Raw genomic sequence first — 15,806 nt, 5'->3', positions numbered from 1 at the left:
CGTGTATCAGGACGCTACATCGTTTCGACAAGGAAAGCCGCGCGTGAATACCTTCGAGCCCACCTCGCCAAGCTCTGCCCGCACCTCCCTGCCGGACAACGCCTGATGATCGGCGCCCTGCTGCAACGCTCCAGCCATGGCCAGCAGTACACGCCGTGGCAGCGCCTGGCCCGGGCCATCTGGGGGGGCGACCTGCCGTTGACCCGCGCCCAGGAATGTCGGCTTGCCGGGTTGATGCTGCTGCCGAGCCTGATCTACTTGCTGCTCGCCCTTGCCTATCTGGCACAACTGACCGACTTGCTCGGCAGCCTTGCACCGCATGTGCTGCTGCAGGGCTTCGCTCGCCAGGGCCAATGGCTGGGTGGCGTCGCCCTGGCCCTGCTCGCGCTCAGCTGTCTGCTGCGCAAGAGCCTGCGCCAGCAATGGCCGTTCGGGCGCACGCTGTTGTGGGCGTTGATCACCTGCTCCAGCACCGTGTACCTGGGCTACCAGGCCCAACGCCTGCTGATGGACGGGCTGGTCGAGCAGGCCAGCCCAGAGCAACAGGCACAGGCGGCCATTGCTGTCCCGCTGATGAACCAGCTGCTGCACCATGGGCAGCAGCTGGAGGGCCAGCAGGGCACGAGTGAGCAACTGCGCAGCCCCGAAGGTCGGTGGCGGTTGGCTGAGCTGGCCCTGCGCCTGCCCGATATCACGCCCCTGGTACCTGTCGAAGGGCTGGCAGTGCAAACCCTTTTCGAACAGCTTGCCGACCAGCAGCGCGGCGGCCTGCAATACAACTACCAGCGCTACCGTACAGCCACTGAACGGCAGGAAGACCACTATCGGCAGTACCGTCGCGCCAGCCTGTTCTACGCCGGTGCCAGCAGCCGCCTGGCCATTCTCCAGCGTAAGGGCCAGGCCTGGACCGACTACCAGCGCCTGCTGAGCAAGCGGGGGCGCAATCTGAACCCCTGGAACCTGCCCGTCAGTGAGTGGCAACCCGTACGGCATGTGCTACGCGAGCAGATGAACGTGCCGGTCAATGATCTGTGGCGCCCTGACGATCGCCGTGGGTTCAATCAGGCGGTGGCCAGCCAGGTACGGAGCGAGGCGCGCAACCGCTACGCCGAATCCATCCAGCAACGTATCAACGCCGGCTGGATCGAGCCAGGCCTCAATCGCCCGGCGTTCCTGGCCGTGGGCGCCATCCAGGCGCAATGGCGTCAGGACCTGGCGCTGCCCTCGGGCATCACCCTGTACGCCTACCTGACCGAGGAAGCCTTCGAGCGCTCGGTGTACTTGCCGGCGCTGCAGCATGATGCGCGGGAGATGATCAAACAGCGCGTGGCGTCGACAAGCGACCTGTCCACCCTCGGCCGCGACAGTTACCGTGACCTGATCACGCCGGGCGTGATGATCCTGCTGATACTCTGCGGGCTGGCCGTGCATCTGTTCCGCACACTGTCCTACCTGCTACGCCTGGCGCTGCCGCAACCGCTGGGCCTGTACCTGAAGCTGCTGGGGCTGTATGTCCTGCTGCTGGCAAGCCTGTCGCTGGTCGCTGGCAAAACGAAGGTGACGACTGACGAGCTGCCGCAGGAGCGCGCGGAGGCCAACGGGTTGATCCTGACCCTGGCGAGTGCGGCGCTGGACTGGGTTGCGCCACAACAGGTGTGGCTGTACGGCTTGGGTAGCAGGATTCGCGAAGATTGGCTGCAGGGTTATGGGTTTGGGGTTGCTGGGCAACAAGACGACTAGGCGAAGATGCAGGTTGTCCTTCAGCTTGTTGCGCCGTGGGTCGGCTTCCAGTACCGAGATGGTCGCATTGGTACCAGGCAATCGCGTCAAACGCCTGCGGTTTCACCTCCGTATGCCACAGCGGATCCTGGTCAAAATCGTATTCGCGCTGGCTCCAGTCCGGTTGCTTGTGCAAGCGGATCGGGCTTTTACGCAGCGCCTGAGCGACCGGCACAAAGCTGCCCGGCTCGTACAGGTAATGCACGGTACGGCCAGTATCGCCATCGTCCCTGGGCGGTGAGCTTTCCCAGGCCAAGGTGTTGCCATCCCAGCCAAACAGGGTAAAGCCGCAGCCAAGCTCACGTTGGCGCTTGGCCCGTTGCAGCAGGTTCCAACCGGTGCCCGCTTCCGGCGAGGTTTATCGCCCCCTTATTAAAATTGCACGAGATACTCCCACAGTACGATATGTAGAAATTCCTTCCAGCCGCCCTCCCAAACATTCCAAGACTTTATAGGAGTGAAACCCACACTGAAACGACCAGCCTCGCTCAATTTCCAAAAACAGTTTCAACTGGGAGCGTCAATCTGCACTACCTTTACGGCGATTACATATCTGACAACTGGCGAAATCAACCCCATCTTAGATCATCGCGCGGAGTGATATCATCAATACTGACAAATTCAGACTCACAAAAAATTGAACCCTCGTCAGAAACAATATTAATACAAGCCCCTTCCTTTGAGCTTCTAATTTCCGGACAACAGCTAAACCCTATACGCTCCAAGTTCGCCTGAAACTTTTTAACGCCCACAAAACGCAACGATATGGTCATTGAATTATAGCCTTTCCCATTCCACTTCTCGGGATGCTTCTCAGGTATACCTTTAACACAAAACAAAAACTTAACCACGAACCCTTCATGAACATACACCCCTAGCAATTCAGCGCCCGTTATATCTAAAGAACCGCCGAACATATGTACAACTTTATCTCTATTTAAAGCACATTCAATCCACATACAGAGCCTCATTTAAAATTGTAGTGCCCATGCGCACCAGAAGCAGTACTTGTATTTAATATTTCACCGGTTCCAGAATCAGTAGGCCTAACATTAAAATGTGGTTCTGCACCATGCAACGGGGTTGCCTTAGCGTGACCTAAACTATGCTCTTGGATCACCACCGCTGCGCCACTTTTGTTTTTATAGTGATACTGCCTAGTTTCTACTGGAACACCGGAAGCATCACGAACAAAGCCACCATTACCATCACCCAACTCAACCCTACTGACTTTACAAGGTTGTTGACTATTAGGTATACCCATATCTCGCTTCGCTTGTCTAAATGCATCTCGGCGACTAGCGCCGTCATATGTTGTTTTCTTATTCCGTGGACATTTTGTTAGTCCGAGCGGATCGATCCAGTTAAGCGGGTCAGGGGCAAAAGCGTAAAGATTGAGGCCTCCTGCATAACGGACCGGGTCCTGCACGATAAATCGACCAGCTTGAGGATCGTAATATCGATACCGGTTGTAGTGTAGCCCCGTCTCATGATCGTGATACTGGCCTTGGAACCGAATCGGGTTGCCCAGCCCGTGTTGTCTGGCCCAGTCCGAGCGCTCCTCTTTGACTTCACCCCACGCCTTGTACTGCCCGGCCCAGGCGATATGGCCGTGCTCATCGGTCAGCTCCATCGGCGTACCGAGATGGTCGCACTGATACCAGGCAATTGCGTCAAACGCCTGCGGTTTCACCTCCGTATGCCACAACGGATCCTGGTCAAAATCGTATTCGCGCTGGCTCCAGTCCGGTTGCTTGTGCAAGCGGATCGGGCTCTTGCGCAGCGCCTGAGCGACCGGCACAAAGCTGCCCGGCTCGTACAGGTAATGCACGGTACGGCCAGTATCGCCATCGTCCCTTGGCGGTGAGCTTTCCCAGGCCAAGGTGTCGCCATCCCAGCCGAACAGGGTAAAGCCGCAGCCAAGTTCACGTTGGCGCTTGGCCCGTTGCAGCTGGTTCCAACCGGTGCCCGCTTCCGGCCTGTCCCAGAAGTGCGCCACCGAGTGCTTGTGCAACCGTCGACCCAGGGCGTCGTAGCTGTAGTCGACCTTGAGCTTGTCGTCGTTGTACCCCGTTAGCCGGTCGAACAGGTCCCAGCTGAAATGGGCATGGGAGCCGTTGTGCAGCCGATGAATCAGGTTGCCGCGTTCGTCGTACTTGTAATGGGTCCCGGCGTACTCGCGCAGCAGGTTGTCCATCAGCTTGTTGCGCCGTGGATCGGCTTCCAGCGGGCGGTTCAGTTCCTGGCGCTTCTGGTCGAGCAAGTTGCCGGCCGGGTCGAAGGCGAAGGTTTCCACGCCCAGGCGGCTGGTGGCCTTGAGCAGGCGTCCCACCGGGTCGTACTGGTACTCCAGCGGGCCACGGCGGCTGTCGTGGATGTTGGTCAGCTGGCCAGCGGCGTCGTAGCGGTACTGGCGCTTGAGCAATGTGGACTGCCCGTCATGGCTGCCGAGCAGTTGTTCCTGCAGTCGCCCGACCGGGTCCCAGCCCTGGCTCTGCATCAGCTTGTTGCCTTGATGGCGCACCACTTCGCGGTGCAGGTCATCGCGCTCGTAGGCCAGCATCTCGTGCTGGTCGAGGGTCATGCCGAGCAGGTGGCCGCTGCCATAGGTCAGCCAGCTGACCTTGTGGCCATCCGGGCGGATCGTGCTGATCCGCTGGTTGAGCGCATCGTATTCGTGCTGCCACACCGCGACCATCGGCGTGCCGGTGGCCAGGTAATGCTGGTGCTCACGGGTCAGGTTGCCCGCTTCATCGTGGAACCATTGCAGCTTGCTGGCGGCATTGATCGCCTGGATCAGCTTGCCGTTGCCGTCGTAGGCGAAGGTCTCGCTCTGGCTCTGCTCGCCCAGGCGGGCGGTGCGCTCGGCCAGGCGGCCCATGCGGTCGAAACGCAGTTCGATACGGCGCTGGCCGACTTGGGTGCTCGCCAAGCGTCCGCTGTGCGGGTCGTACTGGTAGCGGGTGACCAGGCCATCGAAACCCGTCTCTTGCAACAAACGGCCGACCGGGTCGTAGAGGAAGCTCGCCTTGCTCTCGTTTTCGTTTTCCAGCCCGATCAAACGCCCAAGCTTGTCCCAACGGTAGCGCAGGGTATGTTCCGCCGCATCGACGCGCTCGGCCAGCAGCCCGACAGCGTTATAGGACCAAGTGGTGCAGCGGTCGAGGGCGTCCACATGGGCCAGCAGACGGCCTTCTGCGTCGTAGTTGAAACGCTCCTCGGTCTTGTCCGGGTGGGTGACCTTGGCCAGTTGGCCAGCCTGGTATTCATAGGCGGTCTTGTTGCCCGCCGCATCGGTGAACTCGCTCAGTTGGCCGAAGGCGTTGTAGGCCCAGTGACTGGTCTTGCCGGAGCAGTCGGTGTACTCGAGCAACTGCCCGGCGTCGTTGTAGACGAGTTTCTTCTCGTTGCCGATGGCATCCTTGATCGCCTTGACCAAGCCGGCCGGGGTGTAGGCGAACTCGGTCTTGTTGCCCAGCGGGTCGACGGTCTCGACCAGGTTGCCGCGCTCGTCGTAATCACGCAGCCACTGCCCGCCTTCGGCATCGCCGATCTTGATCAGCTGGTCCTGGTCGTCATAGGCGTAGTGCACCACGCTGTGGTCGGCGCGGATGTGCTCGAGCAGGTTGCTGCGCGCGTCGTAGGTGAAGCGGTCCTGGCTGCCGTCGGGGTGAACGTGGCGGATGATGTTCTTGCGCTCATCGCGGAACAGCCACTCGGAGTTACCGTCCGAATGCTGGATGCGGTAGGTGTAGCCGAGGATGTCGTAATAGTGCTTTGTCTGCTGGCCGTGGGCGTCGGTCACGGTGGTCAGGCGGATGTGCTTGTCCCATTGCAGGCGCGTTTCGAAGCTGCCGTCGTCGGCCCACTCGCGGATGGCCTTGGCATGCGCCCCCGTACCGTCCCATTCGAGGTTGAAGCCGCGCTGGGTCCGGTCGGTATAGCGCGTCACCAAGTGATGCTGGTACTGGTAGTGCCAGGCGGCGCCGTGCTCGTCCTGGGCGGCGATCAGGTCGCCCTGGTCGTCGTAATGGTAGGCGCACAGCTGGCGCAGCGGCTTGCCGTCGACCACCTGCCACACGCCCTGGATATGCCCGTGGTCGTCGAGCAGCGTGCCCAGTTGCAAGTGCACCTTGCTCGGGTCGTTGTCCTCATAGGTGTTGATGTCGGACAACACCGGGCGGCCGTTGTAGTGATGCTCGTAATGCAGCATCGCGCCGGCACCGCTGCGCAGGACGATATGAACCAGATAGAACCGATCACCGACCCGCTCGTAGGTCTCACGGCGCTCCAGCCCACGCAGGAGGATGATCTGAGTGTCGCTGGTACGCACCAGGCTCCGGTACTCGATCGGATCGTAGTGCGGCTTGCCCTGCCTGGGCAGCGGATACGGGTGGCTGCGGCCGTCGACGTCGTGGAATAGCAGGCCGTCGTCGATCACGTCGATGCAGGTGCTGAACTCGGTCAGCCAACGGGCGCCCAGGCTGCTGTCGTCCAGCTCGGCCAGGCGTGAGTTATAGGTCCGCGCCCAAGTGACCGGGAATGGCCCGGGCAGGCTGAAGTCGACGTGCTGCAGGGTTTCGCTGCCCAGGGCGAAGTTGATGTCGCGGGTGGTTCCTGGGCAGGGGCCGTTCTTGCAGCGGTTGGCCGCGTTCCTGGGTGGTGCTTCCTCGCGCTGGGTTTCGAGCTTGCCTTGCGTGGCCTGGTGCCGCGCGGTGCTGGTGGCGTTGGGTTTGATGTTGGCGTTCACAAGCTGCGGATTGCGCTTGCGCCACAGCGCGACGCTACCGGCCAGGATCAGGCGCAACGCCTCGATCGAATGTGGGTTGCTGGCCGAACCCAGCTTGAGGATCTCGCTCTTGATGCGAGGCGCCAGCACGCGCAACCTGGCGACTTGCTGGTGGCCGTAGAGCTTGGCCTCGGCACTGATCGTCGCGCTGGCGGCCATGTTGGCCATGCCCTTGCCAGCGGCCTTGTAGGCACTCCAGGCCGCGTCGAAGATGTTGTCGATACTGGCCAGCGGATCGTGCAGCAGTTGCTCGGCCGCCTTGCTCGCCTTCTTGCCTGCCTCGCCGAGGTCCTTGCCGCTGTCGAGGTCGCCATCGATCAGGGCATCCAGGCCTTTGCAGATCTCGTTGAGAATTTCCTCGCCCTTGCCACCCGCTGCCGCCAGGGTTTCCTTGAGCTTGCCCTCGGCCTGGCTGACGAAGTCATCCAGGCTACCGATGATGTCGGCGTTCAGGTGCCCGGCAATGATCTCGATCAGCGCGTCGCCGAGGATCTGCTTGCCCTCCTGGCGCACCATGAACAACATCGGCCGCAGGCTCATGCGTGCGGCGGCCATGTTCGGTGGCACCGGCACTACGCCGATCAGGTTGATGCCCAGGCTGACCCAGTCCCACGGGTCCGGCTTGTCGCTCTCCGCCAGGGTGACGATGTCGCCCAAAGCGTCGATCAGGGCGATGATGTTACCCACCACCGGCAAGGCACCTGCGACGTTCTTGATGCGCTCGAGGGTGACATAACCGTCGCTGATATCGCGCAGCCAGGCATCGAACACCGCCGCGCCACGGCCGACGTCTTCGATATGGATTTCGTTCAGGGGGACGATGGCGACTTCGCGGCCACCGGGTTGGGAAGTCTGTGTGGTCATGAAATCAGCTCGCCTGGCATCAGGTCAGTCAGGGTGTTGAGGTTCGGTGCCTTGAAGGCAGGGCGTTCGGGTAGCGCCGGCAGTTTTGGCAGGCTGGCCATGGCCCCCTGCACGGCGGCACCGGCCCTGCTCGCAGCGCCCAGGGTGCTGGAGGCGGCGGGCAGTGCCGAACTGGCGACGCTGGCCAGCTGCGGCAGGCCGGCGACGCCGCCTTGGAGCGCACCTTGCACCTGCTGCACGGTCTGCATTGCAGCCTGCCCGGTCTTGAGCAGGCTGATGCCGGTCTTGGCCGCGGCCATGCCGCTGCTGGCCCGTTGCTTGACCTTGGCCATCGCCGCGCCGCTGCCATCAGGCGTGAGCGTGTCGATCATCGAATCGAGCATCGATGGCGTGCCCGCTTCGGTCGCCGCCAGCTTCGGCCAAGGCAGGCCCTTGACGAAGCTGCCGAGGCTCCAGGTGTCCACGGTGTCGAGGCCGAATTTCGCCGTGGCCGGCCCCGGCGCCGCGCCGGACACGGCATTGAAGCCCTGCCCGTCCAGCGTGCCCTTGAGCAGCGTGCCCAGGGCATCGGTGACTTCGTAGTCGCCGGCCTGGATGCCCTTGCTGTTGGCGTACAGGTTGAACAGTTCCAGCGCGCCCTTGCCGGGCTTGGGCGGTTCGGGGAAGGCGCCGGCCTTGCTCGCCGCACCGATATGGGCGAACTGCGCGGCGTGGGCGGTGTAGTTGGCGCTGGTGACGTGGGTGATGCCGCTGGCGTTGTAGGTGGTGGCACTGCCGCCGCCCTGCACCACCAGTTCGGTCTTGGCCTTGAGGATGATGCGCTCGGCGTTGGCGGTGATGTCCAGCTTGGCCAGCAAGTTGATGCTGTCCTTCAGCGCACGGAAGTCGATGTCGCCTGCAGCCGCCACCAGACGGAAACCGAGACTCTGCACGAACAGGCGCATGCCCTGGCTGGCACTGGCCAGCAGGCGTTTGCCGATCGACATACTGGTGTGGCCGGTACTGCTCAAGGCCAGGTGGCTGCCGCTGGTGAGGTGGTTCGGGCCAGGCGTGGTCAGGGCGATGCCGGCCGGGCTGGACACCACAAGGTGCGGCTGGGTGAATTCGGCGAACTCGTTCTTGGTCAGGTCGCCTGGGCCACTGCCGAGGATACCTTGGTGCTGGGCGTGCAGGTCCTTGGCGACCTGATCCTGGTCGCCCGGTTCCTGGGCCTGCATCTGCTTGGCCAGCTGCGCCAGGCTGTCCTGCTGCTCGCTGGCAGTGGCCAGGCGTTCGGCGGTTTCGGGCAGGTCCTTGTGGTGCCGGGCTTCGTTCGGGCGCGGTTCGGTGGTGAGCAGCAGGCCGCCGGCGGCGCGTACGGCGCCGTGGCGATCGGTGCGCAGCTCGAAGCCCTCACCCCGTGGCGCGCCGCCGCTCGGCCGTGGGTGGGTCAGGTAGCCGAGGTTCAGGGCACTGGCGCCGTGGTCGCTGCGCAGGGCGATGCTGATCTCGCTGGTGGTGTCGTCGATGCGTAGTTCGTTGTTGCGGCTGCCCTTGTATTCCTTGCTCTTGATCGTCGCCAGGGTCTTAAGGTCGGGCAGCTTGTAGTGCGGCATGTTCACGCCGTGGTACAGGCAGCCGGTCACCAGCGGCTGGTCGGGGTCGCCTTCGAGGAAGCTGACCAGCACTTCCATGCCCACTCGGGGCAGCTGCAGGCCGGCGATGCCCTGCCCGGCCCAGCTCGAAGCCACGCGCATCCACACGCTGGATTTGTCATCGGCCTGGCCTTCGCGGTCCCAGAAGAACTGCACCTTGATCCGGCCATATTCGTCGCAGTAGATCTCTTCGCCCTCGGGGCCGCTGACCACCGCGCGCTGCTCGCCCAGCACCTTGGGCTTGGGGTGGTTCAGCGGCGGGCGATAGGGTTGCTCCCAGGGCGTGACCACGAAGACGTTGCGGTAGCCCTGCTGGAACCCGTCGACGCGCGGGTCGACGTCGCTGGTGATGGCTTCTTCCAGCACCTGCGGCTGGCGGCCCTGGTGGCGCACCTCGGTGAGCAGCCACAGGTCGTTCCACTGGGCGTTGGGGTGGCTGGCCAGGATCAGGAAGTGCCCGCTGGCCAGCAGCGGCTGGTCACTCTGGCCCTCGGCCTGGCGGTAGTCGCTGCGGTGGCGCTCCAGGGCGCGGGTGGCCAAGTGCTTGCCGCGCGAGCGGTCGAGGAAGCGGCCGGGATAGTCGTAGTCTTCCAGGGCCGGCTCGGCGTGGCTGTCGGCGGCGCCTTCGAGCTGGATCAGCGGCTTCTTGAAGTCGTAGTCGCGGCGGGTGACGCTGCTGGTGCGGGTTTCCACGCGCAGGCCGAAACGCTTGATCATCGGCGTGTCGGCGACCAGCCCGGAGTCGTGCTGGAACTGTACGGGGGCCAGTTTCGGGAACACCGTCTGGTCGTCACCGAACACCAGCTGGTGGCCTTCGGCGCTGTGGCGGAAGTGGTAGTGGATGCCCTCTTCTTCACACAACCGCTGGATGAATTGCAGGTTGGACTCGTCGTACTGCACGCAGTACTCGCGGTCCGGGTAAACGGCGCCCAGCTGGAACTGGTAGGCGTTGGCCAGGATGCCATGCTCTTCCAGCACCTGGGCGATGATCTTCGGCACGTTCATGTGCTGGAACATGCGCTGGTTGATACGGTGGGCCAGGTAGGCCAGCTGCGGGCGCAGGGTCACCTGGTAGCGGGTCAGGCGCTTGCCCGCCTCGCCTTGCGCGGCGCGGTAGATCAGCCCATGCAGGCCGCGTCCGGCATCGCCCAACTGAAGGAACGCGGGCTTGTGCAGCAGGTTCTCCAGGTCCAGCGAGGGACGTTCGCTGACCAGCTCCAGGTCGATGGCGTAGGGCTGGCTGATGGCTTCCTTGCCGTCGAAAGCGAGGACCTGGAAGTCGTGCTCCAGGCCGTCGATGTGCAGGCTGAAATGGGTCTGGTTTGCGGCGGCAAACATCCTTGTCCCTCATGTACGAAAGCGGTGGCAAAACGACCGTGACCTACGACGAACGCGGTAGCTCACGGCATGAGTCATCTCAGGTTGCGGACGCCGGCTTTCGCCGGCGCCAGCTTGACCAGAACCCCTGCACGGCGAAGGCATCACGCAGTTGCGCGGCGCCAATGCTGCGTTGCTCGGGGTTGAAGGCCAGCGCCGCGCGCAGGGCTGTCCAGGCCTTGCCCGGCATGCCGGGCGGCGCTTTGGCCGGCAACTGCATGCCTTGGTTGCGCGCCTTCAGCGACGGCAGCCGTTCGAACGGGTGGCGCCCGGTGACCAGCTCATACAGCACGCAAGCCACCGCATAGAGGTCGCTTGCACTGCTGGGCGTGCCACCCTCGAACAGCTCGGGCGCAGCGTAGGCCGGGGTCCAGGCCTCGAACCGCCCATGGCTCAGGTGCGGCAGCCCCGCCAGTGGTCCGTCCAGGGCCATGCCCAGACCGAAATCGAACAGGCGCAGGCCATCGTCGCTGAGCATTACGTTGCTGGGCTTGAGGTCACCGTGCACCACCCCCTGGCCATGCACGCAGGCCAGGGCGTCGAGCAGCGGCACGGCAATCTCGCGCACCTGCGCCCAGCCCAGCCCCAGTGGCTGGTCGCACAGCAGACGGTCCAACGACGCGCCCTGCATCAGTTCCATGGTGATGAAACCGCGCTCGCTCTGCGGGTCGACGGCGAAGCCTTGCAGCCGCACCAGGTTAGGGTGGCGCAGGCTGCTGGTCAGGGCGTACTCGTTGAACAACAGGGCATTGGCATCGGGTGCCGTGGCCAGCTGGTCGCTCATCAGCTTCACCGCCAGTAGCGGCTGAGGATCACCGAAACGCTCCTGCAGCAGGTCACGGGCCCGGTACACCAGGCCCATGCCGCCAGCGCCGAGCAGCCGCTCGAGGCGATAGCGCCCGGCCAGCACGCCGGGAATCGGCGGTAACGGCGTAGCCGTTGTCGGCGGCTGCGTGGCAGCTTGCGCGCGCCCTTTGCCACGCCGTTTGCGCCGCGCCTTGCCACTGCGCTCGGGCTCGGGCTCGGGCTCGCTGGCCTGGGTGAAAGCGAAATAGGTCGGCTCGCTGCCCCGCTCAAGGGCATCGAGCACATCGAGTGCGTCGCCGCTGCCAAGGTTCATCGGTGGATCACCACTGCAGTCAGGTTGTCTTTGGCTGCACCGCGCAAGGCGGTGTCGAACAGGCGTTGCAGGGCCTCGCCGGGCGAGGCGAGGTCCAGGGCGTGGCCCAGGCCGCCACTTTCCAGGCCGTCGTAGAGGCCATCGCTGCACAACAGGAATACATCGCGCGGCTGAGCTTCGAACTCCAGTACCTCCAGGGTCAGGCTGGCGCTGGCGCCGACGGCACGGGTCAGGGCCCGGGCCGAAGGGTGCACGCGGGCCTGCTCGGCGCTCATCCGCTGCTGGTCGATCAATTGCTGCTGCAGCGAGTGATCGCGGGTCAGCTGGTACAGGCGCTGGCCGCGCCAGAGGTAGCAGCGGCTGTCGCCGGCCCACACGCAGGCGCCGCGGCGGCCTTCGAGCAGCAGGGTGACCACGGTGCTGCCGACAATACGGGCCTTGCCCTCGACACTCACCGTCAGTTCCTGGCCTAGCCGCCGGTTGATCCAATGCAAGCACTGGCGCACGGCGACCACGCGTTCGTCGAAGCTGCTGCCGGCCGGCAGTTCGGCCAGGCTCTCGACGATCATCTGGCTGGCGAGATCGCCGGCCTGATGCCCGCCCATGCCGTCGGCGACCGCCCACAGGCCATGCTGCGGGCAGTCGAGAAAGGCGTCCTCGTTGCGCGCCCGGACCTTGCCCGGGTCGGTGCGCGCAGCGCTGCGCCAGGGGGTGGCTGGCAGCATCACAGCTCCCCTGGCAGGCGGAAGCCGCGCAGCACGCTCATGTCGAACGGGTTCGGCGCGCGCTGGCTGGTCAGCAGGTAGTTGGCACGCATGCCGCCGACATTGGCCTTGAGCACCATGGTGTCGCGGCCCTTGAGATACTCGGCCTGCATCAGGTCGAGCAGGCGGAACAGCGACCATGGCCCACCATTCTTTTCCAGCGCCATCGGACGGCCGTTGAGCTGCTCCAGGGTCAGGCTGCTGTTACCGTCCTGGGCATCGGTCGGCCACTTCAGGCTGGTGGAAACGATCGGGCCATGGCGATAGTCGATCACCGAATCGCCGAAGCGGAACTCTGCGCGGCTCACCGATGGGTCAAGGGTGTACGGCTCAAGCTTGAACTGCACCTGTGGCTCGTCGGGGTTCTGCGCGAAGAAGCTCTGGCGGATGACCTGGGCAGCGCTCATCTGGTCGAGGAATGCCTTGGTCATCGGCAGGCTCTGGCCGTCCAGGCTGCGCAGGCGGTAGCTGCCCGGTTCACCGCTGACGAAAGGACGCATGTAGGTGTCGAAGAAGCGGTCCGCCACCCCCTGGGCCTTGAAGAAGTCGCGGAAATCGCTGATCGCCACGTCGCTGGTGCCATGCGCGTTGAACGGGTAGCGCGACTCGATGGCGCGGCCGTAGAAGCTGTACAGCTCGTTCTGGTAGCGCTGGTTCAGGTAGGTGTAGGTGTCGTTGAGCACCATGCGCCAGATGTCGTCGGACAGCAGGTTGAACCAGCCGGCCACCGGACGCGGCAGGCGCACGGTGCCGTTGCGCAGGCTGCTCAGGGCATCACGTTGCCCGGCCATGCGGGCCTTGGCCATCTGGTACGAGGCTTCCTCGGCCTGGTTGGAACGGGCCAGGCTGGCCAGTTGCTGTTGCAGGTCGTTCAGCGCCTGCAGGGTCGGCGCCAGGTCGGGGCCGGGGCCATTGTTGTCGTCGAGCAGCCGGTGCAGGGGTTCGAAGCGCCGCTGCAGGGCCATGCGTGCGGTGTCCGGCAGCGGTTTCCTGGCGAGGGCGTCGCGGGCCTTGTCGGCCACGGCGCCAGCAACCGCCGCACCACCCTTGCCGAGTTTCTTGGTAGCGGCGGCCTCGACGGCCGGGTTGCCCTCGTCTGCGGCCTCGGCCAGTACCGGGAAGCGAGTGTTCTCGCGCACCTCGGTGAGCAACAGCAGCAGCGGCGAGTTGGCGGCGGTAAGCGCCGATAGCTGGTCGGCGCCTTCACCGGCATCGCTGAACGGAATAAGCCCGACCTGGTTGATGGCCTCGCCCCAGTAATTGGCATAGTCACGGAAATACAACTGCTCCAGTTCGACCATCAGCCGGCGCATATCCATGTCGCTGATGCCGCGGCCCTCGCCCAACACCCAGTTGTCGCGCAGGATATCGTTGACCAGGTTGGTGCCCTGCACGGAAAAGTACTGCTGGTAGCCCTGCGAGGTGTAGAAGCCGGGGATCGGGTAGTCGATGCCGACGAACTGGCTGGCCTGCGGTCCGAGCTGCTGGCTCAGGCGGTACTCCGGCAAGCTGCGTGCCTGCTCGCGCAGCACACGATAGACCACGCTGGCCAGGGACTCGGCGCGCAGCACCTGGCGCGCCTGGGCTACCAGGGTGTCGTTGAGCGGGTAGCTGAATGACTGGTTCAGCAGGCGCTCGAAGTGCGCGTTCAACCCTTCCTGCGCGGCGGTGTTGCCGTTGTAGCGCTGCGACCAGCCGGCCGCCACCCAGTCCTTGAGCCAGGCCTGGTCGCGGCGCTCGGGCAGGCCCAGCATCAGGTAGGCGCGCAGGCTGTTGAGCAGGCGCTCGCGGTTCTTCAGGTTGCTGCGGATCTGCCCTTCAACCATCTGCGCTACCCGTGGCAGCAGGACGGTTTCCAGTTCACGCTGATAGGCAGGCTGCAGTACTTCATTGGCCGGGGCGCCCTGGTACAGGCCACCGCGCTGCAACCAGGAGACATCGCCACTGGCCGGAAACACCCGCGTGGCCTGCCAGGCGCTATCCAGGGGCTTGAGCGCGGCCAGCGCATCGTCGCGGGCTTCCAGGCCGGTGTGCTGGCGCTGCCACTGGCGGCCCAGGTCGCGCACCTGCTCCAGGCGCTCGTGGTTGCCGGAGAAGCTGCCGGCCCAGAGCACGCCGAACAGCGCCAGTGCACCCAGCGCACCGAGATAGACAGCCCGCTGGCCCCAGTGGATGCGGCGGCGTTCGCGCTGGTCGAGCCCGGCCAGGTCGTACTCGGGGAAAATCACCCGGCTGAACAGCTGCAGGATGAACCGCGAGCGCCCCTGGGGCGCGGCGCGGCCGGCCGTGCCGGGGTGGTAGCCGTTGTCGCTGTCGACCCTTGGCGCCTGGTGCGGCGCGCTGGTGAGGTAGAAGCCGCGCAACTGGCTGGCGCGCTGGTAGCGGTTGCCGGTGAAGGCGGCGTCGACGAACAGGCACAGCTGATCGCCGATACGCCCCAGCTGGTGCGGGAAGTCGAGGATCCGCGCGCGGCGCTGAGTGTTGCGCTCGTGGTGCATACGCTGGGTGACCTGGTCACCCAGGCGTTGCAGCAGGCCCTGGAATTCCTTGGCCAACAGCTCGGTGTCGGCGCCGTTCTGGCCCTTGCCGAAGGTAATGCCGAATACCTGCTCGTTCTCTTCACGCGACTGCTGGTCGAAGAAGGCGTCGAAGCCTTGCAGGCGGTCGGTCTTGCTCAGCACCAGGTACACCGGCACCTCGACATGCAGGCGCAGGCGCAGCTCCTGCAGGCGTGAACGGACCTTCTGCGCCAGCTCGTTCACTGCCGCTTCACCACCAAGCAGGGTGTCCAGCGGCACTGTGACCACCACACCGTTGAGCGGGCGGTTACGCCGGCGCAGGCGTAACTGGTCGAGCAGCACGCGCCAGGCATGGCCGTCGACTTCGCTGTCGGCCTGGTTGAGGAAACGCCCGGCGGTATCCACCAGCACGGCCTGTTCGGCGAAATAGAAATCGCAGAAGTCGCCGCTGGAGGGATCACGCGCAAGCTTGCGCTCCAGGGCGTTGATCGGGAATTCCAGGCCCGAGTGGTCGATCAGGCTGGTCTTGCCCGCGCCCTGCGGGCCGAGAACCAGGTACCAGGGCAAGTCGCGGCGCCAGCGCTCGCTGCGCCCGCCGTACAGGCTCGAGTGCTTGAGGGTGGACAAGGCATGCTTGAAACGGGCCTTGATCTCCTTGCCCTCCTCGTCCATGCGCTCTTCACGCTCCAGGCGTTCGCGACCGCCCTCGCTCTCGAGCTGCTCCTGCTTGCGCTGGTTGGCGCGCCAGCTGGCAAACACCATCCACAGGCCCCACACCAGGAACAGTACGCTGATGGTCAGCAGCCGCGCGGCAGCGTCTTCCCAGAACTTGTTGTCGGCCACCGCCAGCAACGGCCCGGCGAACCACACCAGCAGGGCCAGGGCGAGCACCAGCAACAGGCTCCAGACCCAGGTCCGGGCGAGGAAGGCGCCCACTTTCTTGAAAAAAATCTTCATCAC

Annotated in this window: 7 protein-coding genes and 1 pseudogene; 1 reads left to right on the top strand and 7 read right to left on the bottom strand. The window is 64.4% G+C overall.

Translation table 11 applies throughout. The features are described 5' to 3' along the window. Positions 1-105: 105 nt before the first annotated feature. Positions 106-1,740: a hypothetical protein gene (locus tag HU763_RS02530; RefSeq protein ID WP_186690757.1), complete on the top strand. Its 1,635-nt coding sequence runs from the start codon at positions 106-108 to the stop codon at positions 1,738-1,740. 25 nt (positions 1,741-1,765) lie between these two features. Here HU763_RS02530 and HU763_RS24940 read toward each other — a convergent pair. From HU763_RS24940 to tssM, 7 genes and pseudogenes are all read right to left on the bottom strand, one after another. Then, positions 1,766-2,131 (bottom strand): annotated as a pseudogene (locus HU763_RS24940) (hypothetical protein); the annotation flags it as partial. 217 nt (positions 2,132-2,348) lie between these two features. After that, positions 2,349-2,738, bottom strand: coding sequence for an Imm50 family immunity protein (locus tag HU763_RS02525; RefSeq protein ID WP_186690755.1), 390 nt, complete (start codon positions 2,736-2,738; stop codon positions 2,349-2,351). An 8-nt stretch (positions 2,739-2,746) separates the two neighbouring features. Further along, positions 2,747-7,432 carry an RHS repeat-associated core domain-containing protein gene (locus HU763_RS02520; RefSeq protein ID WP_217884025.1) on the bottom strand — a complete coding sequence of 1,562 codons (4,686 nt, stop codon included), beginning with the start codon at positions 7,430-7,432 and terminating at the stop codon, positions 2,747-2,749. After that, positions 7,429-10,404 (bottom strand): type VI secretion system Vgr family protein, encoded by a 2,976-nt coding sequence (locus HU763_RS02515; protein WP_217884024.1) that lies wholly within the window; start codon positions 10,402-10,404, stop codon positions 7,429-7,431. Before HU763_RS02515 ends, HU763_RS02520 begins: the two co-directional genes overlap by 4 nt. Before the next feature lie 79 nt (positions 10,405-10,483). Beyond that, positions 10,484-11,563 (bottom strand): serine/threonine-protein kinase, encoded by a 1,080-nt coding sequence (locus HU763_RS02510; RefSeq protein WP_186690380.1) that lies wholly within the window; start codon positions 11,561-11,563, stop codon positions 10,484-10,486. Continuing rightward, positions 11,560-12,288 carry a PP2C family protein-serine/threonine phosphatase gene (locus HU763_RS02505; protein ID WP_170028018.1) on the bottom strand — a complete coding sequence of 243 codons (729 nt, stop codon included), beginning with the start codon at positions 12,286-12,288 and terminating at the stop codon, positions 11,560-11,562. Before HU763_RS02505 ends, HU763_RS02510 begins: the two co-directional genes overlap by 4 nt. Then, positions 12,288-15,803 carry a type VI secretion system membrane subunit TssM gene (gene tssM / locus HU763_RS02500; protein ID WP_186690381.1) on the bottom strand — a complete coding sequence of 1,172 codons (3,516 nt, stop codon included), beginning with the start codon at positions 15,801-15,803 and terminating at the stop codon, positions 12,288-12,290. The genes HU763_RS02505 and tssM overlap by 1 nt, the downstream gene beginning before the upstream one ends. Positions 15,804-15,806 lie beyond the last annotated feature (3 nt).

The organism is Pseudomonas anuradhapurensis (assembly GCF_014269225.2).
GTDB classification, from domain to species: Bacteria; Pseudomonadota; Gammaproteobacteria; order Pseudomonadales; family Pseudomonadaceae; genus Aquipseudomonas; species Aquipseudomonas anuradhapurensis.
The sequence above is the reverse complement of the archived record's forward strand: the minus strand, read 5'-3'. Positions and strand labels throughout refer to the sequence as shown.

Excerpts from the sequence above, each read along its gene's own strand:
- HU763_RS02510 (WP_186690380.1), bottom strand. The coding sequence starts at position 11,563 with ATGAACCTTGGCAGCGGCGACGCACTCGATGTGCTCGATGCCCTTGAG.
- HU763_RS02530 (WP_186690757.1), top strand. The coding sequence starts at position 106 with ATGATCGGCGCCCTGCTGCAACGCTCCAGCCATGGCCAGCAGTACACG.
- HU763_RS02525 (WP_186690755.1), bottom strand. The coding sequence starts at position 2,738 with ATGTGGATTGAATGTGCTTTAAATAGAGATAAAGTTGTACATATGTTC.
- tssM (WP_186690381.1), bottom strand. The coding sequence starts at position 15,803 with ATGAAGATTTTTTTCAAGAAAGTGGGCGCCTTCCTCGCCCGGACCTGG.
- HU763_RS02520 (WP_217884025.1), bottom strand. The coding sequence starts at position 7,432 with ATGACCACACAGACTTCCCAACCCGGTGGCCGCGAAGTCGCCATCGTC.
- HU763_RS02505 (WP_170028018.1), bottom strand. The coding sequence starts at position 12,288 with ATGCTGCCAGCCACCCCCTGGCGCAGCGCTGCGCGCACCGACCCGGGC.
- HU763_RS02515 (WP_217884024.1), bottom strand. The coding sequence starts at position 10,404 with ATGTTTGCCGCCGCAAACCAGACCCATTTCAGCCTGCACATCGACGGC.